This window comes from Flavobacterium sp. (assembly GCF_027484705.1).
Taxonomy (GTDB): domain Bacteria; phylum Bacteroidota; class Bacteroidia; order Flavobacteriales; family Flavobacteriaceae; genus Flavobacterium.
Map to the genome: position 1 here is coordinate 89,306 of NZ_JAIXSL010000017.1, position 22,957 is coordinate 112,262.

Consider the following 22,957-nt stretch of genomic DNA (forward strand, 5'->3'; position numbering starts at 1 on the left):
ATGAAAAATCCCGATGCGAATCGGGATTTTTTTTGGAATTTTATTTACTCAAACTCTTCGTATACTCTCAAAGTTTCGCGGGTAATTTTTCTTTGGCTTAAGGACAACTCGCGCATTGATTCCACGCCTTTTTTAGCGCAACGGTTGATGTGTTTTAAGCCACTCGATAATTCCTCTAATTTTTTGGCTTCGATGGCGGTCAGTTTGCTTTTTATTTGGGAAACAAATTCGGTAAAATCTGAATATACCTGGTGGTGTTCGTCAAATTCGGACTTTAGTTCCTCGAAAGATTCCTTGATGTCGCGGCTTAAATCATTCGAATAATATTCGCTTTTATCGCGAAATTCCTGAATCATTCTTTTGGTATTGTTTCTAAATAATCCCATAATCATTATGCTTTAAAAATGACTTAATTGATTTATTATCAATCAAATGTAAAGATAAATTTTTTAAGTAGGAATGCGTTTGTTAATAAAATCGATAAGTTGTCAATCTAAACCGACAAGCTGTCAATGCATCGCTTCTGACATGTCGACTTTCGATTTTCCTTTTTTGATGAACAGGATGATCGGAATACAACAAAGGAACATCAACCCGAGATACCAGAAAATATCCATATACGACATCACAGTGCTTTGTTTTGTTACTGAAAAATCCATGATTTGGTAGGCTTTTGCCAATGCCTCATTAGGACTGAACCCTTTCGCCATGAAACTTTTTTGAAGTTGGATGACGCGCTGTTGCACTTCAATTTTAGTGACATCCAAATTCGCAATCAAATCCACGCGGTGTTTTTGCGAAAAACGCGTGATATAAGTCGTGATGATCGCAATCCCAAAAGAACCGCCCAACTGACGCATCATTCCTGTAAACGCCGCGCCTTCTCCGATGCTTTTCCCTTTAAGGGTTGACAAAGCCATCGTCGTAATCGGAACGAACAATAAGCCAAGTCCGATACCGCGCATGATTAAAGGCCAAAACATATGTTCGACGCCTGTATCCGGTGTGATGACATTATACATCCAAAAAGTAAAGCCAAAGAAAATCGCAAAACCAAGAGCCACAAGATAGGCCTGAGGCACACCTTTCTGAATCAGGTTCCCAATAATCGGCATCATGAAAGCGGTTGTAATCGATCCCGGAATCAACAGCAATCCCGCATCGGTGGCCGTCCAGCCTAGAATTTGTTGCGTATAGATCGGAATCACCAAAGTCGATCCGTATAGACCAAAACCAAGGATAAAACACATCGCCGTTCCGACGCGCAGGTTTCCATCTTTCAAAACCCGAAGATTTACAATCGGATTTTCATAGGTCATTTCGCGCCAGATGAATGCTAAAAATCCTAATACGCTTACAATACTCAATGTCACAATGACCTCGTCGTTGAACCAGTCGTCCTGTTGGCCGTGTTCCAATACAAATTGCAACGATCCGATGAACGCCGCCAGAAACAAAATGCCCCACCAATCCACTTGATGCGCTTTGAGTTTTTCTCCATATTTTGGGCTTTTTACAAAAGTCAAGGTTAGGAAAGTAGCGATGATTCCAAGCGGAATATTGATGTAAAATATATAAGGCCACGAGAAATTATCGACGAGATAACCACCTAAAGGCGGGCCTAAAGTCGGGCCAACAATCACGCCCATTCCATAAATAGCTTGCGCCATACCGCGTTTTGCAGCAGGATAACTTTCAGTAATAATCGTTTGAGCGGTCACCAGTAACGCACCGCCACCCAAACCTTGGATGAAACGGAAAGCCACGAGTTCCCAGATATTGTCTGCATTCCCGCAAAGGAATGAGGCCGTGGTGAATATGATGATCGAAACCGCAAAATAATTCTGCCGTCCGAATTGTTGTGAAAGCCAGCTCGTCATCGGGATGACGATAACGTTCGCAATCGCGTAAGCTGTAATCACCCAAGCCACATCGTTGAGCGTAGCGCCGAGACTTCCACGCATGTCGGTCAGCGCTACGTTGACAATCGTGGTATCGACGATCTCAAGCAATGCGCACATCACCGCAGTGATCGTAATGATCACACGGCGGAATCCGTATTCTACTAAATCATCGGCCTGAACAGTTGGTGCTGCCATATTGGATTTTCTTTTTGAGCATTAAAAGTAAATTGGTGTACGATTGCGCTAGCCCTGATAGCAGCGATATCCTTTTGTGCCGGCGTTCGGCGCAAAAGATTTAGCGGATAGCAGGATCAGCTTCTGAAAAAATTACTTCAAATGAACGTCTACATCCGCATTCATGCCCGGACGCAACAGTTTGATTTTTTCGATATCGTTGTTCGTATCGAGCGTGATTTTTACAGGCAATCGTTGGATCGTTTTGACGAAATTTCCAGTAGCATTATCAGGCGGAAGCAACGAAAAGCGCGAACCAGTAGCAGGCGAGAACGAAGCAATCGTGCCTTCGAATTCCGTGTCAGGATAAGCATCGACCTTGATGGAAACCTTTTGGCCGGCGACCATTTTGTTGAGTTGCGTTTCCTTGAAGTTGGCGATTACCCATGCTTCGGCGTTGTTGATGATGTAGAACAACGACTGTCCGGGTTGCAAATATTGGCCAGGTTGTATGCTGATTTTGGAAACTTGTCCGTCAATCGCTGCGGTGACTACGGTGTAATTGAGGTTCAGTTTCGCAGCGTCCAATTGGGCTTGCGCTTTTTTGATGTTGGCGGCGGCGACGTCGGTTTGTTTTCCGCTGACATTCGATTTGGCTTCGATCACGGTTTTTTGGTAAGCGCTGGCTTTTTGCTGTTGCTGTAAAATACGCAATTGGCTTTCGGCTTCTTGTTTGGCGGCTAAAGCTTGTTCGAATTGCTGTTTGGTGATCGTGTGGTTTTTATACAAATTGTTGTAACGTTCGAAATCATTCGTAGCCAAACCCAATCGAATTTTGGCGGTTTCGATGTTGCCCGAGGCAGATTTTACATTCGCATCTGATGCGGAAATATTTGCGGAAGCACCCTGAACGTCGGCTTTTGCGGCGGCATAACTTCCTTGTGCGGCTACTAACGCGGCTTCGGCTTCCTCGACTTTTACGATATAATCTTTGTTGTCGATCGTGAATAAAGTGTCGCCTTTCTTTACGAAATCATTGTCTTTGACATACACTTTGGTCACATAACCGCTTATTCTTGGAATGATCGGGTTCATGTTTTTCTCAATCTGCGCATCGTCTGTGGTTTCGTGGGCGCGAGAATGTAAGAATTTATAAACGCCGTAAGTGCCGCCTGCGAGAATCAATACGGAGAAAATGATGATGAATTTCTTGTTGGTTTTTTTTGCTTCCATGATGTTAGTTTTTGCTGAGATTGAAGGATTCCAAAAGTTGGCCTGTAGTGTTTAGTAATTCGTAATATTTTAAAGCGACGTTGGCTTTGGCATTCGCAAGGTTGATTTTGGCACTTAAGGCATCGACGTCGGCTTCGAGCAAATCATTGGTGTTTGACAATCCGTTTTCATATTTGTCTTTGACGATTCGGAAATTTTCAGAAGATTGTATGACGGATTCGCTGTAAACCTTATCTTGTTTGACGGCAAGTTCGTAATCTTCCTGCGCATTTTTGATTTGTATTTTGACGGCGTCGGTGAGTTCGGCTTCCTGTTTTTGAAGTTCAATCGCTTTGCTTTTGGCGACTTTGACGTCTTTGCCGTTTTTGAATAATGAAGACAAGTTATATGATACTCCAACACCAACATTCATGGCATTAGAAACGGTCAAAGCGTTTTGAATGTCAAGCGCAATGTAACCGGCACTTAGCGATAGGGCAGGATAATAACCGCTTTTGGCCACTTTAATTTCAGACTCACTCGCTTTTTCGAGCGAACGGATTGAAGCAACATCATCGCGTTTTTCAATCGCTTCGGCTTCGGTTTTTGGAAGGTTATTGAACAGATTAGGATCAATGTTACTCGGACTTACTACGACTTGCGTGTTCGAATTCATTTTCAATAAAGTAATCAGACGGAAATTGATCATCTTAAGGTTTTTCTCGGCCTCGTCTAAATTCAATTGGATTCTCGAAACCTGCAGTTGTGATTTCAACAAATCGTTTCTGGCGATGATGCCGTTTTGTTCCAAAGCTGTAAAATCAGTGACGCGTTGTTGGCTGCTTTTGAGGCTTTCCTTTAAAAGTTCGACGGTTTGCTGCGCTTTGTATAAGGCGGCGTAATATTCAATAACCTGAATTGCAGTTTCCGATTTCGAGTGTTCGGCACTCGCGACTTCCGATTGGTAAAGATGTTCCGAAGCGTCAATGCTGTTTTTGAGTTTAAAACCTGAGAACAAAGGCAGACCGACATTGGCTTGACCTAACATCAACTGATTCACCGGTTTTGATGCGCCTGAAGTACTGCCCGAATTTGAATTCGATTGGCTTTTGATATTGATATTGGCATTCGTCAAACGCATGTATTGCCCCGAAAGTTTGACATCAGGGTACTGATTGTTCTGCACGACTTGCTTTTCGAATTTTTTGGTTTCTACTTTCGCTTTGGCTAGGCCCACGGCATCACTTTTTTCGAGCGCCATGGCTACCGCGTCATGTACTGACATGCTGGTTTTTTGTTGTGCTTGTATGCTGGAGATTCCAAACAGCAATACTATAAGGAATCTGATGGCGTTAATTTTCATAAAGAAGCAGGGATTGAATGGTTTGCTGAATGTGTTTGGTGAGTTCGGTTTTGATGTATTGGTCGTAAGCCGCATCGGATTCTAATCCGAGCATTTCTTCATAATGTGGGCGGTTCATCTGGAAATGGAAAAAAGGTCCAAGGATGGTGGATGGAATCAGGAAGATGTTGATGTCTTTTCGGAAAACGTTTTCTTTCTGGCCTTCGATGATTATTTTTTTAATGATTTCGAAGTTTTGCTTTTTGACTTCTGTGAACGATTTGAGATCAAGTTCCCTTTTTTTAGAAGTCAGTTCAAAATGCAGAATCTGGTAAATACATTTGTTTTTATTAATTTGGAAAATGTACAATTCTATAAGCTTGTTTATCTTTTCGATGGATGAAATCGCTTCTTTGGACAAAGTTTCCAACTGTAATTTCATATCAGAAGTACGCGAAAAAATCAATGATTCGAGCATTTTCTCTTTAGAACCGAAATAGTACGAAACCATCGCGACGTTGATGTGGGCTTCTCTGGCGATATCCCTGATGGAAGTTCCGTCAAACCCTTTTTCGGCAAACAGCTTTTCAGCCACCTGAAGAATCTGTATTTGTTTTTCGTTTAAATCGTGAGGCATAATAGTCATGTTAAAAACGAGACAAATTTAAACGTTTGTTTAAATTAAACGATTGTTTAAATTTGATTTAACATAATATTAACGGCTACTTAACAAGATTTAATGCTTGACCCAGTTGGCTAATATTTGCATGCCATCTGGAGTGAGGACGCTTTCAGGATGGAACTGCACGCCTTTCACATCATAAGTTTTATGACGTAAAGACATGATTTCGCCGTTTTCGCCAAGCGAAGTAATTTCAAGAATTTCCGGAAAATCCTCAGTGTTAATGACCCACGAATGGTAGCGTCCGACTTCGAACTGCTGATTCAAACCTTCGAAAAGAGTTTCGTCATTGACCACTACATTGATTTTCGTCGCGACGCCGTGATAGACTTTTTCAAGATTCACAATGCTGCCGCCGAAGACTTCACCAATGGCTTGTTGGCCTAAGCAAACCCCGAGTATACTTTTGTTTTTCGCATAGGTTTCGATCACCGCTTTTAGCAAACCTGCATCACTAGGAACGCCTGGCCCTGGAGAAAGTACAATTTTATCGAAAGGTTTTAATTCATCGAGTTCGAATTCATCATTGCGCAAAACGGTCACTTCACAAAGAAAATCTTCAAAGTAATGCACTAAATTGTAGGTAAAACTGTCGTAATTATCGATGATGACTACTTTCTTCATGGTCTTATTTTAGGCGGTTGGGCACTGCAAAAATAGGAAATGATTAATAGGAAAGTTTCACTTGGAGTTCGAATTCGTCATAAATCGTGCGGTCGCCCAAATCATCAAAGAAACTGCCGGAACCATATTGGATACCAAATTTCGTGCGGTCAATGATAAGATTGGCTGTGGCTGTTTTGCCTTTGGTTATTAAATCGAAAGTTACGGGATTGGTTTTTCCTTTGATGGTAAGGTCTGCAGCAATACCATAAGTTCCTTTGCTTTTGAGCTTGATGGTTTTGAATACCATTTTCGCAGTTTTAAATTCATCAGTTGCGAAGAAATCTGAAGACTTCAAATGGCCTTCGAGTTTTTCTTTCCCTTTTCCGGTCTGGTCGGTGTTGGTTAAGGTAGTCATATCGACTGTAAAACTGCCGTTGGTTAAGGTTTTACTTTTAAAAGTAAGCGAACCTTCTTTAAACTTTAAAGAACCTTGATGTTCGCCGGTTATTTTTTTTCCGACCCAAGTGATGGTACTATTCTTAACGTTGATTTTACGAACCTGGGCCGAAACCGAACCAATAAAGCAAATGGCTAAGAGCATGAAGAGTGTCTTTTTCATAATGTCATCTTTAAATAATTGATATTGAGTTCTTTCAAAGTTACGAAAAGATGGTTACCAAAAACGAAAGCGCACAAAAAAACCTTGACCGTTAAGTCAAGGTTCTTTTCAGCAATTTTTCCCAATTTTTTAGAACTGTAGGGATACAGCCAAGTCAAAATTATCAGAAATCGCTTTGTCTCCTAAGTTGTCGAAGAAGCTTCCTGAACCGTATTTGATATCGTATTTCGTTCTGTCAACCACTAGATTCGCTGTCGCTGTATTTCCTTTTACAGTAATATCGAAAGTAACAGGATTCGTTTTTTCTTTGATTTTTAAATTAGCGGTAACCGTATAAACACCATTGGCTTTTGGAGTTACTTTTGTAAACATGATGGAAGCCGTAGCAAATTTATCCGTTCCGAAGAAATCATCTGCTTTCAAATGGCCTTCTAATTTTTCTTTTCCTTCGCCGGCTTTGAGGTCCGTTACTGCGATTGAGTTCATGTCTACGGTAAATTTACCTCTTTCCAATTTATTGTTTTTGAACAATAGGGTACCCTCTTTAAAATTAATGGTTCCTTCATGCTGGCCGGTTACTTTTTTCCCTGTCCATTTGATGGTGCTTTTGGCTACATCGATATTTTTCCCTTGTGTCTGAGCTTTTTCTTGAGGTGCTTTGGCTTTAGTTTGCGCTGAAACCAATGTTGTTGATAATGCTGCGAAAGCAATTACTGCGAGTGTTTTTAAGTTTTTCATTGTTTGATTTTTATGGTTATTAATTATAAAGTTAAAAATAGTTCTTCGTTAGATTTGCGCACTTTGATATAGTGTTGGGTGGCATCTTCTGAATCTCTGTAACCGATAGTGGCAATCACTGATGCATTCAACCCGAGTTTGTCTAATCCTAGAATGGTGTTGAATTGAACCGGATCAAAACCTTCCATTGGCGTAACATCAATCTTAAGTTCCGCGGCAGCATTCAAAAGGTTTCCTAAGGCTAAATAAGTTTGTTTGGAGGTCCAGTTGTTTCTGCTTTCTAAGGGTAATGGTGAGATTTTCGATTTCATAAAATCACTGTAACCATTTAAAGCATCAGCTGGTAAGCCTCTTGTAGTGGTTAGGTTTTCTATAGCCTGATCAATTTCGTGGTCTCCAAAATTGGTAATATTAGCAAAAACTACCAAATGTGAAGCCTCTGTAATTTGGCTTTGTCCCCAAGCTGCTGGTTGCAATTGCGATCTTAATGCTTCGGTTTCAACAAAAATTACTTTGTAAGGTTGTAATCCGTAGGAAGAAGCTGAAAGCCTGATGGCTTCTTTTAATGTGGCTATATCTTCCGCTGAAACTTTGCGCGTTTTGTCAAATTTTTTGGTGGCGTAACGCCAATTCTGATTTTCTATAAATCCTGTCATGATGGTTATGGTGTTAAATTATTTTAATGTTCTATATTTTTCTAGCAATCTGTTGAGTTCCAATAATTCTTGCTGAGTGAGGTTTGAAGCGTAAAACTGCTCGTGAGCAGTAACTTTCGGATCGAGTTCTTGCAAAAGTTCTAATCCTTTGTTGGTAATTAAAATTTCAATCTTTCTACGATTTTCAGGGCAGACTTTTCGGGTTACCAATTCTTTTAGCAACAATTTATCGATCAATCGGGTGGTGTTGCTGTTCTTGGCAATCATGCGTTCCTGAATCACACTCATGTTAGCAGGTAAACCTTTCTGACCTCTTAAAATCCGAAGTACATTATATTGTTCTCCAGACAAATCATAAGGTTTGAGCAATTCGCTAAACTTATCTGCCATAAAATTTTGAGTATACATCAAATTGAGGATGACTCTTTTGGCATCATCAAGGATTACATTTGATTTTATGATTTCTTCAATGGTCATAATTGTAATTACAAAATTTGTAGGTACAAATGTACTGTGTTTTTATATTTGTATATACAAATGTGTGTTATTTTTTTGTTAATTCTACGGAAAGCTTCCGCATCGCAGGTTTGAAATTGAAAACCAGCAGAAGATTTTATTATTTTTACAGAAAAAAAGATGGATTTATCCCAAAAAGACTGGACAGAACAATTACTACAAGACCCAAATGCCGCTATCCTTGACGTGCGAACGCCCGAAGAATGGAGCGAAGGCATCATCCCCAATGCAATAAAACTTGACCTATATCAAGGGCAGGGATTCATTTACAAACTTGAAGAACTCGACAAATCAAAAAATTATTATGTCTATTGCAAAGCTGGCGGCAGAAGTGCGCAAGCTTGCAATATCATGAACCAACTTGGTTTCGAGAATACATACAACCTTATCGGCGGCATGATGCAATGGAATGGGGAAGTGGTAGCTCCTGAATAAAGAGATTTTAAGATTGTAAGATTTTAAGACTTTAAGATCTTATCGTGTTAAAATCTTACAATTTCATAGTCTAATCATTATTTACTGATACGGTTTTTCTCGTCTTCTAAACCGGTTTCGCGTTGTCTCGATTTTTTTACAGCGTCGTTACCGAATTTATAGGTTAAGTTAAAACGCAACTGTCGGCTGTCCTGACCGCCATTTCCATTGATTTTCACAAAAGCGTATTCGGTTTTCCCTTGCCATGGAGAAGTGTACAATACATCCGAAACAGCTACTCTGGCGGTAAATTTCTTATTCCAGAATTGTTTCTGCACCGCAATGTCTAAAGATCCAATACTACTGGTTTTGAAGGTTCCGCCCCAAATGGAAGGCGAACTGTACCAACCTGAAATTTCCAAATTGATCTCTTTCGGCAACTTGAAATTGTTCTGCCCATAGAAACTCAAAGTTTCCTGTTTGATGGAGATGAACGAATCGTTCGTCGCCATGAATTTACTTTGAAACGCATTCACGCTCAAATAAACATTCCACCATTTGTTGACATCAAACGGATAGGAAACGCCAAGATCAATGACTTGCTGATCAGCGACATTTTTGGAAGTCAGGAAACTCTTGCTTGGACCTGCAGCCTCAATGACCTGCGCAAAATAATCCGTGACATGCGAATAACTGATGCTCGTATTCAAGGTATAATTGTAAGTATGCGAAAACTTAATGTTGTCGGTATACTGTGGCTTCAAAAACGGATTCCCACGTTGGAAAGACAATTCGTCAAGCTGATATTCAAAAGGATTTAAGGACTCATAATCCGGTCTTTCGATCCTTCTGCTGTAAGTCAGTCCCAAAGCATTCTTTTGGTTTACATTATAAGTAATTCCGCCGCTTGGGAAGAAATCTGTGTAATTTCTTTTCACGCGTTCATTATTGCTGGCAACTAATGCATTCAGTTTTCCATCGGAATTCGTATTCTCGACACGCAGCCCGAACTGGAAGTTGATTTTCTTAATCGTGCGGTTGTAATTCAGATAACCCGCATTGACGTTTTCCTTATAAAGGAATTGGTTGCTTCGGTTCGGATTTAAAGTGCTGACATCGGATACCACATCATAATAATCTAGCGTATTGTCAGTTTTGACCAACGAAGTTTTCACGCCTAAGCCAAGTTTCCCTTTGAGGAAATTCTGCTCGTAATCAGTTTTGAAAGACTCAATATCAATCGTTACCGGCGTATTCTGAAAACTGTTGTTTTCGTTCAGAATCGTCGCTTCGTCGTTTTCGTAATAGGTATTGGGTTGGTAATTGTCTTTTTTGCGGTCGTATTTTCCGTAATCCAAATCCATGTTCAGCGAAACGCCTAACGTATCGGCATATTTATAATTGATATTGGAGTAAAGGTTGTAGGTTCTCGTATGCCCGTTGCTCTTAGCCAACAAAATGCTGTCATTCACGCTCGTATTGATTTTTCTGATCGGCGTACGCGTTCTGACGTTTGCGAAACTGTTATTGAAATTGCCGCTGACCATCACCCCAAACGTGTTTTTGGCATTCGCGTAATAATCATAGCCTAATTTGAGGTTGTTGGCGTTGACCGTATTCTGGGTTTTAGATTTAGAATCGAATATCGTATTGCTCTGCTCGCGGTAGATGTTGATGAAATCATAGTTATCGCCAAAACGGTTGCTGTAATTCCCGTAGATATTGTTTTTCTTGTTGCGGTTGTTTAATGAAATCGAATTGATGGCCGTTTCGTATTTACCAATGTTTGCACCTGAAGAAGCGGTTCCGTTGGTTCCGTAATTTTTATTTTTCTTGAGTTTGATGTTAACGATACCCGCGTTTCCAGCTGCATCATATTTTGATGAAGGTTGCGTGATGATTTCGATACTGTCGATGTCGCTGGCTTGGATGGTTTTCAGAAAGTTGGTCAAATCGGCTCCGGTCAGATAAGATTGTTTTCCGTCGATGTAGATGAGCACGCCGGTTTTTCCTTCTACGATCAGTTTGTCGTTGTTGTCAATGATTACGCCGGGCGCTTTACGCAAAAGATCAAAACCTGAACTTCCCGTGGCGTTGATTGTATTTTGTACGTTAAACACCGTTTTGTCTGCGAGCACTTGAATCATCGGTTTTTTGCCTTTGATGACCACTTCCGATAGTTCGTTGACGGCTTCTTTTAAAGTGATAGCCGGAAGTACAACCGCAGCTGCATTCATTTTGAACACTTCCGAACGGTATTCCTTATAGCCAACGGCTTTAATCTGGATGTAATAATCGCCATCGGGAATATTCAAAAAACTAAAGGCATTGTTTTTATCGGCTACAGCAGCTTTGTAAAAAACATCCTTTCCGGTTTGAAAAAGCAATACACTTATTCCGGAGCTTGGTGCTTCTTTGGCTAGTTTTAAAGTACCTGAAATTTGATGTTCCTGGGCTGTAATGAATGTGATGATGAATAGAAAAGTAAAGGAGAAAAATTGCTTCATAAGAATGTAATAGGATGATTGATGAATTTTGTCCTGACAAAAATAGCGAAGACAACTACTTGGTCAGCCAAAAAGATTTTTAGTTACAACCAGAGTTGTTAATAAATTTGATTCAGGCTTCGAGTTGCTTTTCAAAACACACGCTGTTTTCCACGCCGGCGTATTGCCCGAAGTTCGGAATGATTTGATACTGGTTTTTTTTGTAGAGCGCGATGGCTTCGGGTTGTTTGGTTCCGGTTTCGAGAAGGCATTTTTGATAACCAAGTTCCTGAGCCCACAATTCGAGTTCTTTTAAAACGATGGAGGCGATGCCTTTTCCGCGCTCTTCTGGAAGCACAAACATGCGTTTGACTTCCATCGTGCTTTCATCGTAAGGTTTGATCGCGCCACAACCTACAGCAAGTGTTCCGTCATAAGCAACGATAACGTGTTTGAGCATGGCAATCGAGTTGAACTGTGCGTAAAAGCCATGCTCGGCGCCATCACGGATTTGTAAATCAAGATCAAGTTCTTTGACTAGGGTTTGAAAATCGGTATTGTCGGATTGTGTTCTTATGGTGGTGATCATCTTGTTTGTTTTAGTGCGATAAAAATAAAGGTTTTTGTGGAAAAGGAGTGAATTTTATTTTGTGTTTTATTGGATTACGCAAAGCCCTAGCCCCGATAAAAGTGGAAATCCTTTAGCGGCGGTGTTCGACGCTAAAGATTGGGAACGGATAGCGGGATCAGCTCCTAAAAAAAATCCCCCCATTAAGTTTTGACACTTAACAGGAGGAAATCTAAATGCAACAAAAACGGTAGGACGTTTTGTGCGCAATTATTTTTGTTTGTTTATTGTTTGACGACGCTGTAGGTTTCGACCGAGACTTTATCTGATTTGTCGTCGTAGGTTTCCAGTACTAAGTTTCCTTTAGTATCGAAATACCCAACCGCGGTTTTGTTTTTCGAACGGAAGATATAACTGTTCGTGGAAGTTTTTCTGAGCAAAGCCGGTTTTTCGCGGCCGTTTGTCATGGTATATCCCGAAGCATCGAGCGCCAATTTGTATTGTGTTCCATTCATATCGTAATAAGAACTTCGGTCTACATCGACCGTTCTGGTGCTTCCGTCAGGATTGGTGATTTGCGTGGTGGAAGTGACGCTCACAGGAGATTCTTTCATCTCAATGTTGAGGGTGTTGGGTTGGGCTTCTTTAAGTTCGATGTTTTGCACTTCGGTCGTGTTTTCATTTTTCACGAATTTTTTCTCGCCGTCAGATGATTTTACTGTGGTGACGGTCGTTTTTGTGGTTTCCTGTACATTCTTGTTCTGTGCTATGCTGTTTAAGGAGCATAATAGGACTGAAACTCCTAATAAAATAGTTTTCATAATCGTAGTTTTTTGCATTGTTATACTACAAAGATAAAGGCAAAGCTGCGGCTTGGGTTTTACAATTTTAACATTAAGTTTCATAATTCACATATTGCTGAATCCTTATAAATAAAGGCTTTATGTGAATTGTGCAAATATTGTGAACGGTTCTTATAACTCCAAAAAACCATTCTGGGGCTAATTTTACCATATCAATAATTACTAAGAAATTTAAAACATAGCAATCATGAAAACAACATTACTTATCGCTTTAGGAATCTTATTTTTTCCGCTACACAATGTAAAAGCACAAGACAGTGCTGAAACCAATATAGACCTCCAGATTGAGAAAAAAGCAACTTCTTCTTATGTAGATGTTCGTTATTACTATTACCCAAACATGCAGGCTTATTTCGATACCAAAAGAGCTTTATACCTAATCAATCAAAACGGCGTTTGGACGACTTCAGAAACCATCGATTTCACTACAAGAGGTTATTGCGTCAGAAACGGCGCTTATGAGATGATTAAAGATTACACAGGCGATAATCCACAACAATTTTTGGCAATACACAAATTGAAATTCCCGGCGAACTTTTCTAGCAGACCGACACCACCAAAAAAAGTTACTGCTCCAGGAAAAGCAACCGATGCTCTCGCTTCTGCTGATTAAAAAAAATCATTTCGTAAAAAAGGAAGTATTACCACGGTAGTACTTCCTTTTTTTTGCATTTGATTCAATAGGTTTTTTATGTGGGTTTGTCGTTGGTATTTCTCACCAGACCAATCCCGCCAAAAAAGAAAATGACGCCCAGTATTCCTGTAATGATGATAGTTTTGATATCTTTCGTGTTGCCGTTTCCGTTCATAAAAGTAATGCCGGCATAAATAAGACCGACGATTCCCATAATCGATAAAATGATTCCTAATACACGTTTTTCCATGTTGTTGTTGATTTTGAAGGTTTATTAATGAGTCAAAAAAAAAAATTGAAATACTGTTATCAATATTTCAATTTTAAGAAGGAATGCGTTTTGAATGCCATCAGAAAAACTTCCTTCCGATGAATTGCACCAGGCCTCTGATCGGTCCTTTAGCCAAACCGAAAAGCCCTATTTTATTAGAAAGATAGGCAGACGCTAAACCCGCCACGCCATTGACCATATCGGTTTTGAGATCGGGAGCACGCACGATGTCTTTGATGGATTTCTTGATGTAATTCAGAGGCGAAATGCTCTCGAGCGAATCATGAAGCTGGTATTTCAAGGCCATCAAATCTTCAGCTTGTTGAATTTCGAGCGTCTGAATGCGTTGTGTGAGTAATTGGGCTTGATTTTTCATTGCAGTTCTTCTTTCATGAAACTTTTGATGATACTGTTGCTGATCGGAGTTTTGAGTAAATCATTTCTAAAAAGATAAACCACCAAACCGACTAGCAAATAAAATAAAGCGACAATAAAAAAACCATAGTAAGGTTCTTCCAAAAGTTTGCCGATCCAGAGCGCCGCACCAATGTTGACCATCGAGAGGAACATGACCATAAAAATGGTGAGGAACATCTTCGCCGCGATATCCGTAATAAAATCGGATGCATTGGAAACAGCCTGACATTTATACAACTCGAAAGTAGTTTTGACGTAGTCTTCTGCTTTTTCAATCAGTTGTTCTACCGGTGATTCTTGATTTTCCATGGTTTAGATTTTTAAATAATGGTAAAAGAAAAACCTGCTTGCGTTCATTGACAACACAAGCAGGTTCCTCCAAAAGCATCACTATTTTAAGTTTTTAGCGATCTCTTTTTCTTTCGCGGCCACCATATCTTTGGCATCATCGAGGAAACCGTTGTATTTCTCGGTCACTTCGTTCTGAAGATCTTCAAATTTGTCTTTGAGATCATCGATATAACCTTTACCGTTCTTTAATAATTTTTTTCTTGTGTCTTTTCCACTGGCCGGAGCCAATAAAACACCTGCTATGGCACCCACGGCCACGCCGCCTAAAATGCCTAATAATACTTTGCTTGAGTTCATGATATTTGGATATTTATTTGTGATTAATGTTATACTTTTTCTCCTTTGATTAACCTTAGGATGATTGCAATGACTGCGATCACTAACAGGATGTGAATGATGCCTCCGGCTGCGTAACCAAAATAGCCGATAGCCCAAAGAATGACTAAGATGACCGCGATGGTGTAAAGTAGATTGCCCATATTTTCTATTTTTTATTGTTTAACGTGAAATTTTTTAATGCGTCGCCCAAATCCGACATATCCGAATTGAATTCTGTTTGGAAAGATTCCCAATCTTGTTTTTTATCGGTTTCGTAAATTTTTACTTTCACTTTGAGATCTTCATTTCTTTTCTGAAGCTCATCGACGTTTTTCTGATACTTAGCATCGAGTTGGTTGCCTTGTCTTTTGATGTCTTTGTTGAGTTCGGCAATGCGCTCTTCGTTTCTGGAAATCGTCGCATTGACATCTTCTTTAAAAGCTTCCCATTTGGCCTGATTGGCTTTTTCGGTAGCTTCATCCACTTTGTTTTCCTGTTGCACTTCTGTCAGATCTTCATTGGCTTGCTGGACGTTTTCGACGGCGTCTTCCTGTTTTTCTGTATTTGATTTGCAGCTTGTCAATCCTCCGTATAATAAGGTCAACATGGCTAGCGTGTAAATGGATTTTTTCATGATGATTTGTGTTTGTTTCTATGTTGTAAAATTGCTAAAACCGGCCTTCAAAAGTGTTACACAACTATTACAATACATTATATAATTTACATTATGGTTTGGCTGTGTCGCTGTTTTCTTCTTCGTGTTGTTCCGCCAGATCGATATATTCTTTGGTCAGTTCGTTGATTTCGTGTTCCGTTTTCACTTCAAGATTCATCACGGCGTTGCGCGCATTTTCATTGGCCGAGACGAGTTCGTTAATCTTTACATGCAAAGCCGCCGAAAATTTATTAAAGGATTTCTGGATGATGAACAAGCACAGAAACGTCGAACCAAAAATGATATCGCCGATGACTTCATGGATGTCGGTCGAAAACGAGATGCTGTTGATCCACCAAAAAGCAACCATAATCACCGCAAACATGAAAGTGATCGAATTTCCCAAAACGGTCGTAGCTATCGAAACCAGTTTTTCAAAACCAGTTTCAGCATGTCGGTATATTATTTTCATGGCTTTTAGTTTTGAGTAAGTGTTAGTCTGCAGTCAATGAATCAAAACAATACTCAGGATCTATTTTTCTTTTCCAGGTAGTTCCGTTTCTTTTTTGGCAGCGGCCTCTTTTGCGGCTTGTTGCTTCTTTTTGGTTTCGGCTTTTTTCTTTTTGTTGATGTAACCGCGCAGTAAAATATTATGCTGTGCCGCTTCTACGGTTTCGCCAATTCCTGTAATGGTCGAATCGATTTTGTTGCCCAGTTTCTCATCGTCTACAAGTTTCGACAACACGTTGTTTTTGTTGTTCATTTTTTGGGTAAAACGATCGACATTGTTCATAATCGATTGCACGTTGTTGGAAAATTTCGGATCGTTCATCAGTTTCGAAATCGCGCCATTCGGATTGTTCATGCTTTTGGTGAACACGGCCAGTTCGTTGGTGATGATCGCAGCATTGTCGACACTTTTTTTGAAACCGTCCATCATTTCGTCCATTCCGGCGGTCGGTTTGGAAGCAATCGTCATGCGATCTGTAACGACTTTATTCGAATTCGAACCCGGAGCGATCGTCAGGATTTTGTCGCCCATCAGACCGTCGGAACCGATGCTGGCTTTCGCGTCAATTTTGATGTACTGGCGCACGTCTTCCTTGATGGTCATAAAAACCACGACATTGGAATCTGAAACGAACTCAATGTTTTTGACCGTTCCGATCGTAATTCCCGAAAAACGGACATTGTTGCCTTCGCGCAAACCGCTGACATTTTTGAAATGCGATTTGAGCTCGAACGTGCTTCCGAACAGGTTTTTGTTTTCCCCAACGAGATACATCGCTACGACAAAGATGAGTATGCCAAACACTACGAAAGCGCCTAATTTGATTTTGAATCCTGAACTATTTTCCATGTGAATGATTTTGATTAATTAAAAAAAGAGCGCACCCATGGGTCTTTGCTTTGCTCCAGTTCTGCATAGGTTCCTTCGGCGTGGATGATGCCATCATTGAGGATGACGATTCGGTTTCCCGTGATTTTCGCACAAGACATATCATGCGTGATGATGACCGAAGTTGCTTTATATTTTTTTTGTACGGACACGATCAGTTCGCTGATTTCTCGCGCCGTGATGGTGTCTAAACCTGAAGTCGGTTCGTCGTATAATATGATTTCTGGTTTGACGATTATCGTTCTAGCCATGCCGATTCTTTTGACCATTCCGCCGGATAATTCCGAGGGCATTTTATCGATGGCTTCTGACAAGCCTACGTTGTCAAGTGCTTCGGCGATGCGTTTGTCAATTTCTGCGTCGTCAATGTCTTTTTGATGGTGCTTCAAGGTGAACCTTAAGTTTTGTCTGACGGACATCGAATCGTATAAAGCGCCGTTCTGAAACATAAATCCCATGCGCAATCTGATGGAATTTAGTTCTTTGATATCTACTTTTGTAATGTCGGTTCCGAAAATCTCAATGGAACCTTTATCGGCTTTAATCAATCCCACCATGCATTTGATCGTGACTGATTTTCCGGTTCCCGAGCGCCCTAAAATGACGAGATCTTCGCCCGGATTTACCGACACGCTGATGCCTTTCAGGATTTCTTTGGTTCCGAAAGTTTTGTGTAAGTTTTCAATTTTTATCGAAGGTTGTACTGTTTTCATCGTTTAGAAAAATAAATCAGTAATTTGAACCGCAATCATATCGAGAATAAAAATCGAGAGCGATGCCATCACTACTGCAGAATTGGCGGCAACACCGACACTTGCGGTTCCGTTGGCAGCATTGAATCCTTTGTAGCAACCAATCATTCCAATAAAAAAACCGAAGAAAAAAGTTTTGATGACCGCCGGAATGATGTCAAGAAATTCAAGGCTTTCGACCACCTCAGAAAAATAACGCACGATGCTGATATTTCCGTGAATGTTATAACCGATATAACCGCCGATAATGCCCACCAAATCAGCATACAATACTAATAAAGGAACCATAATCGTGGTCGCGAGAATTCTCGTAACCACAAGGTATTTATAAGGATTTACAGCTGATACTTCCATGGCGTCGATTTGTTCGGTGACTTTCATCGAGCCGAGTTCCGCGCCAATTCCTGAAGCAATTTTTCCGGCACAAATCAATGCTGTGATTACAGGTGCAATTTCCCGAATCAGCGATAACGAAACCATGCTCGGCAACCAGGATTCCGCACCAAACTGCACCAAAGTCGGTCGCGATTGTATCGTCAGAACCAAACCCATGATAAAACCGGTAATCGTCACCAAAGGCAACGTTTTGAATCCGACGGCATAACACTGTCTGATGAATTCATTAATCTGAAAAGGCGGCTTGAACACTTCCTTGAAGAATTCAGCCGTAAACAAAGCCACATTGCCCGTATCGTGAAATATATTTTTGAGAGATGTTACCAAAGCAATGGGTTTAGGTGAATATTTTTAAAGAAAACAATGTCATCAGTTAGGACCAGAAAGGCTGTGCTTTATGGTGATCATGATTCTTCTCTTGACTCATAACATTGTTTATAAAACTGTAAAGATTACTTGAATGCTCTAGTTGGCTTCGGCAATCGAATCGCGCAAACGTTTCACCTTATCATGGTCGCTTTTCAATAAGGCGTATTGTTTGTTGAGCATGACTTGTTCGCGCGTGTCCGTATTGACATGATCCTGAATCAGTACTTTTTTGTAGGTTTCCAAAGCGGCATCCTCGCCATATTCGCAAGAATCTAAAATGGCTTTGCGGTCGTTTCCGGTGAGTGCTGCTTTGACGTCCATCCAGACACGGAAGAATTTTCCGGACGTTCTGGTGCCTTCATCGGGTGTTCCGCCGAGTTTGTTGACCTCGGCAATCAGTTCTTTTCTGCATTCGATGCTCGTCTGGCTCAAATCTGCAAACAGTTGTTTGAGATCGGTTTCGCGGGCTTCTGTCGCTGCGGTTTTGTAGCCTTCGATTCTGTCGTTGTTGATGACAATTAAACTATTGAGTGCTTCTATCGTTTTTGCGGTTTCCATGATGTAAATGTTTTTCGGTTATTTTCTTATTGGTAAAATTCCATCAATCGATACTGTGAAGTGTTATACAATTTTCCGATTAAGTTGTAATATTCCCTGATGGAACGATTTTATGCAATGGTTTTAACTCAGGTAACGTCTTAATATCCAGGCGTTGGTTTCGTGTTGTTGTAATATTTTAGTAAGCAAATCAGCGGATCCGGCATCGTGATTTTCGTCAGCGCATACATCAATGTCTTTGCGCAATTCCGCGATTAAGGTTTCGTGATCGGATAGCAGTTCCTGAAGCATTTGCTTTTGTCCGGGATAACTGTTCGGATTTTCTTTGATGCGCGAATGCTGGATGAATTCACCCATAGTTCCGATGGTTTTTCCTCCGAGTTTGTTGATGCGTTCGGCCACTTCGTCGATGATTTCCTCGAGTTCGGTATATTGTCTTTCGAAGAGTTTGTGCAGTTCCATAAAGCTTTCGCCCGAAACATTCCAATGGAATTTTCTGGTTTTGACGTATAAGGTCATTTCATCGGAAAGCAATACAGAAAGCAGGTCGATGCTTTTTTTCAGTTGGGCGTCGGTAATCTCAATTTTTGGTTTCATAAGTGTGGTGTTATTGGTAATCAATATTTTTTAAGTTTTATACAGGAACGTTTTTTTGGAACTCGTTTTCCTTGTCGCATTGAAATTTATAGGATGTTTTTTCTTTTCTCCCGTGAAATAATGCGCCATCGTCAATCGTGCCATCAGATAACTCACCGTCGATTCGGCGCCTTGATTGAGGTTGATGTAATCGGTTTCAAGTCCGTCATAACAACCACCTGTGCAAGGATTATAGATGATCTGGTGCATGTGGTTGTTGCCCAGGAACCAACTGAAAGCGATTTCCATTTTTTTGAGGTATTCGGGATCTCCAAAGACTTTGTAAAACTTGTCTAAGGCGAGTATGGTATAAGCTACATCAATCGGTTGTTCGCCGCCAACGGTAAGCGGTTTGACTTTATCGTCGTTGTGCAGCCAGCCTTTATTCGAAATCACATTGATGTTGTTTCCGTTGAATATTTTCGACAACAAAAAGTCGAAGGAAGTTTGCGCAATTTCTTTATAAACCGGACTTTTATCGGTCAGGAAAGCACAAAGCATGGCTTCGGGAAGAATGCTGTTGCCATAAGTCAGATAACTTTCAAACCATTGCCATTTCGAATCGGTTTCATGTTTGTACATCTGAACCAAACGATTGGCGAGGTGTTTTAGAATCAGTGTGTTTTCAAAAGTCTGATGCCTTTTGTTACTGTAATAAATGCCTTTGATGATGAAAGCCATAGCGCGTGGCGAATAGATTTTGTGTACCTGACCTAACGCAGTCTGCATCAAAGTTTGCGCTTTTTCTACGAAATCTTCAGGCAATAAATCACCCACGGAAATCAGATAACCCAGAGCCCAAATCGCTCTTCCGTTGGAATCGGCCAGATTCTCACTGTTTTGCTTGGTGAATTGCAGTGTTTCATTGACATAATTGAGGAAATATCCTTCGGGCTGCAAACAGAATTCAATGAAATTCAAATAAATCCCAATATATGCGATATCATTGGCGTCATGCGTCAGTTTCAGATGCTGACACAGGGCCACCAAAGCCCGCGCATTATCATCTAGCGTATACCCGGATTTGATGTCCGGCTGATTGATCACCGAGAATTGGATGATGCCAAAAGCGGTAGTCATATGCTTCAAATGGTTCAGATTGATCGGCGGAATATTGTAATGCAAATCGATGTTTTCTTCGGTGATTTTCTCCAACAACAAAGCATGCCCAATCGCTGAATTTTCCCAAGCCGTTGGTGCGAGTTGGTGAATTCCGTTGGCGGAAATGTTTTTGCGCAGCGTATCGTTTTTAAAAAGTCGGATCACTTGTTTGGCCAGTTGTTTCGGGTTTTCAAAATCTACGATGATTCCGGAACCTTTTTTCAACACTTCAACCGCATGCGGAATAGGTGTGGAGATGATCGGGCAACCGCAACTGATCGCATAAGAGAATGTCCCGCTGACGGCTTGATTTCGGTCTTTAGAGGTGAATAAATAAATATCCGTAAGCTGAAGGTATTCGAGCAAATCCTGCAAGCCCAGATATTTATTGATGAACAGTACATTTTTTTCAAGTTGTAGAGCTTTCACTTGTGTCTCGAGGCTTTCTCGGTAACGTTCGCCTTCGTTTTTCACGACCTGCGGATGGGTTTTTCCGATCACTAGAAATAACACTTCCGGTTCCTTCGCAACGATTTCCGATAAGGCATTGATGGTAGTTTCGATGCTTTTTCCGGAACTTAACAATCCGAAAGTGGAGATGATTTTTCTCCCTGCTAATTGGTGTTTTTCTTTGAGTTTTTGTTTGTTTGAATGCGACACTAAATGGGTTCCGTGTGGAATCATGGTAATTTTTTGAGCGTCAATGTCATAATCGTCAACCAGTAATTTTGTAGCCGCATGGGTCATCACAATAAATGCAGAGGCGCAGTCATCAATCGTTTTGACCATGTTTTTTAAGGCATCATCAGGATGCGGTAGCACGGTGTGAAAAGCCACAATCACAGGTTTTTTTATAGATTGCAGGCATTCGATGAAATCGGCTTCGTTGGTGCGGAACAAGCCAAATTCGTGTTGCAGCAAAACCGAGTGAATTTCATCGGTATTGTTGATGGTTTGTGCCAACTCACGGTAGGAATTGTTATGGTCAGTTTTCAGGATAAAATCTACTTTGCCGTCGTAATCATTCGCATCATTTTGTAGTTCCAAAGCACAAATCCTGATGTCGAAAGAATCTGTAAATTTGCTTTGCAAAGCGGCAATCAGATCTTCCGAATAAGTGGCAATACCGCATTCTCGTGGCGGATAAGAAGTAATACACAAAATTTGTGGCAGCGGATAGCGTGCCGCTTTATTGTTGTTCTGATCCGTAGTATTGGTCTTAAAAGTTTTAGCTAAGAAAACTGGATCATAGTTTGGGACTGTATTGGCTCTCATTGGTGTTAGGATTAAGTAATAATTCAGTTAGTAGTTCGGAGAGGCTCACAGACGAGCAGGCAATTCGTTCGTCGGCGGCGCCATAATAAATGTAGAGCGTGTCACCATCCAAATAAGTTCCTGTAGGGAAACAGACATTGTTGACTTCACCTTCAAGTTCCCAGTTCAGTTCAGGTTTGAACAGCGCATAAGGCAACCTTGCAATTTCCTTTTGCGGATTTTCGAGATCCAGTAATGCGGCACATGCACAATACACATAACCTTTTATAGTATCATAAACACCGTGATAGATAATAAGCCAACCGTGCGTGGTTTCAATCGGAGGACAACCGCCGCCCAGATAACTTACTTCATGTTTGTATTTCGGTGACATTACAATATGACTATCAAAATCAAGCAGATAGGTTTGCCAGTATTCCGGTGTCAATTCTGAAAGCTCATGACACGAAGCAATTTGAATATCGGGTTTGATGCGGTGCAGGAAAAATAGTTTTCCGTGAATCCTGCGCGGAAAAAAGACCACATTTTTATCCCAGACCAGCACTTTCTTTTTGTTGTTTTGATGAATGCCGTGGTTGGTGTTGAAACGGATGTATTTCTCATTGAGATGTCCTTTGGTTTCAGCCAACCGGATGAATTCCTGATAAAGGATTTGCGGCACGACTATACCTTGTTTCTCCCAATGAATTAAATCCGTGGAAGTAGCGACCGCACCCAATGCATTCACGCCGTCATAAGCACAGTAAGACATGTAAAACAAATCATCGATTTTTACCACGCGCGGATCTTCCACACCATGATGCTCGTAATCGAATTGGGAAATCATCACCGGCACATCGCGCTGCTCAACGATGGTCGAGAAACCTTCCATCTTGCAATAGCCTACAGTCGAATAATTGCCTTTGGCCACCGCGCGGTATAATATATGGACAAAATCGCCGTAATGTATCACCGCGGGGTTCAGCACGCCTTCTATTTCAAATCCCAAGGCTCTTTTCTCGAGAATAATCCCTTCTTTATTGACCGTTAGCATTTTGCGTTGATT

At 40.8% G+C, this 22,957-nt stretch carries 29 protein-coding genes; 2 read left to right on the forward strand and 27 right to left on the reverse strand.

Annotation, left to right across the window (positions count from 1 at the left end; translation table 11 throughout):
* Window positions 1-44 precede the first annotated feature (44 nt).
* From Q0058_RS10725 to Q0058_RS10770, 10 genes are all read right to left on the reverse strand, one after another.
* Complete coding sequence (locus Q0058_RS10725) at window positions 45-386, reverse strand: hypothetical protein (protein ID WP_298223756.1); 342 nt, start codon at window positions 384-386, stop codon at window positions 45-47.
* A gap of 123 nt (window positions 387-509) precedes the next feature.
* The gene (locus Q0058_RS10730; protein ID WP_298223758.1) at window positions 510-2,099 is read right to left on the reverse strand and encodes an MDR family MFS transporter; all 1,590 of its coding nucleotides are present in this window, start codon (window positions 2,097-2,099) and stop codon (window positions 510-512) included.
* A 132-nt stretch (window positions 2,100-2,231) separates the two neighbouring features.
* Window positions 2,232-3,311, reverse strand: a complete 1,080-nt coding sequence (locus tag Q0058_RS10735) for an HlyD family secretion protein (RefSeq protein WP_298223760.1) — start codon at window positions 3,309-3,311, stop codon at window positions 2,232-2,234.
* Window positions 3,312-3,315: 4 nt separating this feature from the next.
* A complete protein-coding gene (locus Q0058_RS10740) occupies window positions 3,316-4,575 on the reverse strand; it encodes a TolC family protein (protein ID WP_366869731.1) in 1,260 nt (419 codons plus the stop codon).
* Between the two features lie 67 nt (window positions 4,576-4,642).
* Window positions 4,643-5,269, reverse strand: coding sequence for a TetR family transcriptional regulator (locus tag Q0058_RS10745; RefSeq protein ID WP_298223764.1), 627 nt, complete (start codon window positions 5,267-5,269; stop codon window positions 4,643-4,645).
* Window positions 5,270-5,368: 99 nt separating this feature from the next.
* Window positions 5,369-5,938 carry an aminodeoxychorismate/anthranilate synthase component II gene (locus Q0058_RS10750; protein WP_298223766.1) on the reverse strand — a complete coding sequence of 190 codons (570 nt, stop codon included), beginning with the start codon at window positions 5,936-5,938 and terminating at the stop codon, window positions 5,369-5,371.
* 43 nt (window positions 5,939-5,981) lie between these two features.
* Entirely contained in the window at window positions 5,982-6,539 is a 558-nt protein-coding gene (locus Q0058_RS10755) for a YceI family protein (RefSeq protein ID WP_298223768.1), read from the reverse strand.
* A 129-nt stretch (window positions 6,540-6,668) separates the two neighbouring features.
* Window positions 6,669-7,277 carry a YceI family protein gene (locus Q0058_RS10760; RefSeq protein WP_298223770.1) on the reverse strand — a complete coding sequence of 203 codons (609 nt, stop codon included), beginning with the start codon at window positions 7,275-7,277 and terminating at the stop codon, window positions 6,669-6,671.
* 23 nt (window positions 7,278-7,300) lie between these two features.
* Window positions 7,301-7,933: an NAD(P)H-dependent oxidoreductase gene (locus Q0058_RS10765; protein ID WP_298223772.1), complete on the reverse strand. Its 633-nt coding sequence runs from the start codon at window positions 7,931-7,933 to the stop codon at window positions 7,301-7,303.
* Between the two features lie 18 nt (window positions 7,934-7,951).
* Window positions 7,952-8,410, reverse strand: a complete 459-nt coding sequence (locus tag Q0058_RS10770) for a MarR family transcriptional regulator (RefSeq protein ID WP_298223774.1) — start codon at window positions 8,408-8,410, stop codon at window positions 7,952-7,954.
* Between the two features lie 159 nt (window positions 8,411-8,569).
* On the opposite strand from Q0058_RS10770, the gene Q0058_RS10775 reads away from it, so the two are divergent.
* Window positions 8,570-8,884, forward strand: coding sequence for a rhodanese-like domain-containing protein (locus Q0058_RS10775; RefSeq protein ID WP_298223776.1), 315 nt, complete (start codon window positions 8,570-8,572; stop codon window positions 8,882-8,884).
* Between the two features lie 77 nt (window positions 8,885-8,961).
* Here the strand turns inward: Q0058_RS10775 and Q0058_RS10780 are convergent, their stop codons facing one another.
* The 3 genes from Q0058_RS10780 to Q0058_RS10790 form a co-directional block, all read right to left on the reverse strand.
* Window positions 8,962-11,370, reverse strand: a complete 2,409-nt coding sequence (locus Q0058_RS10780) for an outer membrane beta-barrel family protein (protein ID WP_298223778.1) — start codon at window positions 11,368-11,370, stop codon at window positions 8,962-8,964.
* 112 nt (window positions 11,371-11,482) lie between these two features.
* Window positions 11,483-11,938 (reverse strand): GNAT family N-acetyltransferase, encoded by a 456-nt coding sequence (locus Q0058_RS10785; protein ID WP_298223780.1) that lies wholly within the window; start codon window positions 11,936-11,938, stop codon window positions 11,483-11,485.
* Between the two features lie 263 nt (window positions 11,939-12,201).
* Window positions 12,202-12,738 carry a hypothetical protein gene (locus Q0058_RS10790; RefSeq protein ID WP_298223781.1) on the reverse strand — a complete coding sequence of 179 codons (537 nt, stop codon included), beginning with the start codon at window positions 12,736-12,738 and terminating at the stop codon, window positions 12,202-12,204.
* 229 nt (window positions 12,739-12,967) lie between these two features.
* Here Q0058_RS10790 and Q0058_RS10795 point away from each other — a divergent pair, with 229 nt between their 5' ends.
* Window positions 12,968-13,393 (forward strand): hypothetical protein, encoded by a 426-nt coding sequence (locus tag Q0058_RS10795; protein ID WP_298223783.1) that lies wholly within the window; start codon window positions 12,968-12,970, stop codon window positions 13,391-13,393.
* Between the two features lie 76 nt (window positions 13,394-13,469).
* Here Q0058_RS10795 and Q0058_RS10800 read toward each other — a convergent pair whose 3' ends face one another.
* The 14 genes from Q0058_RS10800 to Q0058_RS10865 form a co-directional block, all read right to left on the reverse strand.
* Window positions 13,470-13,664 (reverse strand): hypothetical protein, encoded by a 195-nt coding sequence (locus tag Q0058_RS10800; protein ID WP_298223785.1) that lies wholly within the window; start codon window positions 13,662-13,664, stop codon window positions 13,470-13,472.
* A 100-nt stretch (window positions 13,665-13,764) separates the two neighbouring features.
* Window positions 13,765-14,061: a hypothetical protein gene (locus Q0058_RS10805; protein ID WP_298223787.1), complete on the reverse strand. Its 297-nt coding sequence runs from the start codon at window positions 14,059-14,061 to the stop codon at window positions 13,765-13,767.
* On the reverse strand, window positions 14,058-14,411 hold the full coding sequence (locus Q0058_RS10810) for a hypothetical protein (RefSeq protein WP_298223789.1): 354 nt from the start codon (window positions 14,409-14,411) through the stop codon (window positions 14,058-14,060). The genes Q0058_RS10805 and Q0058_RS10810 overlap by 4 nt, the downstream gene beginning before the upstream one ends.
* 81 nt (window positions 14,412-14,492) lie before the next feature.
* Window positions 14,493-14,750, reverse strand: a complete 258-nt coding sequence (locus tag Q0058_RS10815; protein ID WP_298223790.1) for a YtxH domain-containing protein — start codon at window positions 14,748-14,750, stop codon at window positions 14,493-14,495.
* A 29-nt stretch (window positions 14,751-14,779) separates the two neighbouring features.
* Window positions 14,780-14,932, reverse strand: a complete 153-nt coding sequence (locus Q0058_RS10820; protein WP_298223792.1) for a lmo0937 family membrane protein — start codon at window positions 14,930-14,932, stop codon at window positions 14,780-14,782.
* Window positions 14,933-14,937: 5 nt separating this feature from the next.
* Window positions 14,938-15,405 carry a hypothetical protein gene (locus Q0058_RS10825; RefSeq protein ID WP_298223793.1) on the reverse strand — a complete coding sequence of 156 codons (468 nt, stop codon included), beginning with the start codon at window positions 15,403-15,405 and terminating at the stop codon, window positions 14,938-14,940.
* Between the two features lie 91 nt (window positions 15,406-15,496).
* Window positions 15,497-15,898 carry a low affinity iron permease family protein gene (locus Q0058_RS10830; protein ID WP_298223795.1) on the reverse strand — a complete coding sequence of 134 codons (402 nt, stop codon included), beginning with the start codon at window positions 15,896-15,898 and terminating at the stop codon, window positions 15,497-15,499.
* A 60-nt stretch (window positions 15,899-15,958) separates the two neighbouring features.
* The gene (locus tag Q0058_RS10835; protein WP_298223797.1) at window positions 15,959-16,786 is read right to left on the reverse strand and encodes an MlaD family protein; all 828 of its coding nucleotides are present in this window, start codon (window positions 16,784-16,786) and stop codon (window positions 15,959-15,961) included.
* 14 nt (window positions 16,787-16,800) lie between these two features.
* Entirely contained in the window at window positions 16,801-17,538 is a 738-nt protein-coding gene (locus Q0058_RS10840) for an ATP-binding cassette domain-containing protein (RefSeq protein ID WP_298223799.1), read from the reverse strand.
* A gap of 3 nt (window positions 17,539-17,541) precedes the next feature.
* Window positions 17,542-18,300 carry an ABC transporter permease gene (locus Q0058_RS10845; RefSeq protein ID WP_298223801.1) on the reverse strand — a complete coding sequence of 253 codons (759 nt, stop codon included), beginning with the start codon at window positions 18,298-18,300 and terminating at the stop codon, window positions 17,542-17,544.
* Between the two features lie 138 nt (window positions 18,301-18,438).
* Window positions 18,439-18,900 carry a PA2169 family four-helix-bundle protein gene (locus tag Q0058_RS10850; protein ID WP_298223803.1) on the reverse strand — a complete coding sequence of 154 codons (462 nt, stop codon included), beginning with the start codon at window positions 18,898-18,900 and terminating at the stop codon, window positions 18,439-18,441.
* Window positions 18,901-19,023: 123 nt separating this feature from the next.
* Window positions 19,024-19,497 (reverse strand): DNA starvation/stationary phase protection protein, encoded by a 474-nt coding sequence (locus tag Q0058_RS10855; protein WP_298223805.1) that lies wholly within the window; start codon window positions 19,495-19,497, stop codon window positions 19,024-19,026.
* A gap of 30 nt (window positions 19,498-19,527) precedes the next feature.
* Window positions 19,528-21,912: a glycosyltransferase gene (locus tag Q0058_RS10860; protein ID WP_298223807.1), complete on the reverse strand. Its 2,385-nt coding sequence runs from the start codon at window positions 21,910-21,912 to the stop codon at window positions 19,528-19,530.
* Window positions 21,884-22,945 (reverse strand): pesticidal protein Cry7Aa, encoded by a 1,062-nt coding sequence (locus Q0058_RS10865; RefSeq protein WP_298223809.1) that lies wholly within the window; start codon window positions 22,943-22,945, stop codon window positions 21,884-21,886. Before Q0058_RS10865 ends, Q0058_RS10860 begins: the two co-directional genes overlap by 29 nt.
* Between the last annotated feature and the right edge of the window lie 12 nt (window positions 22,946-22,957).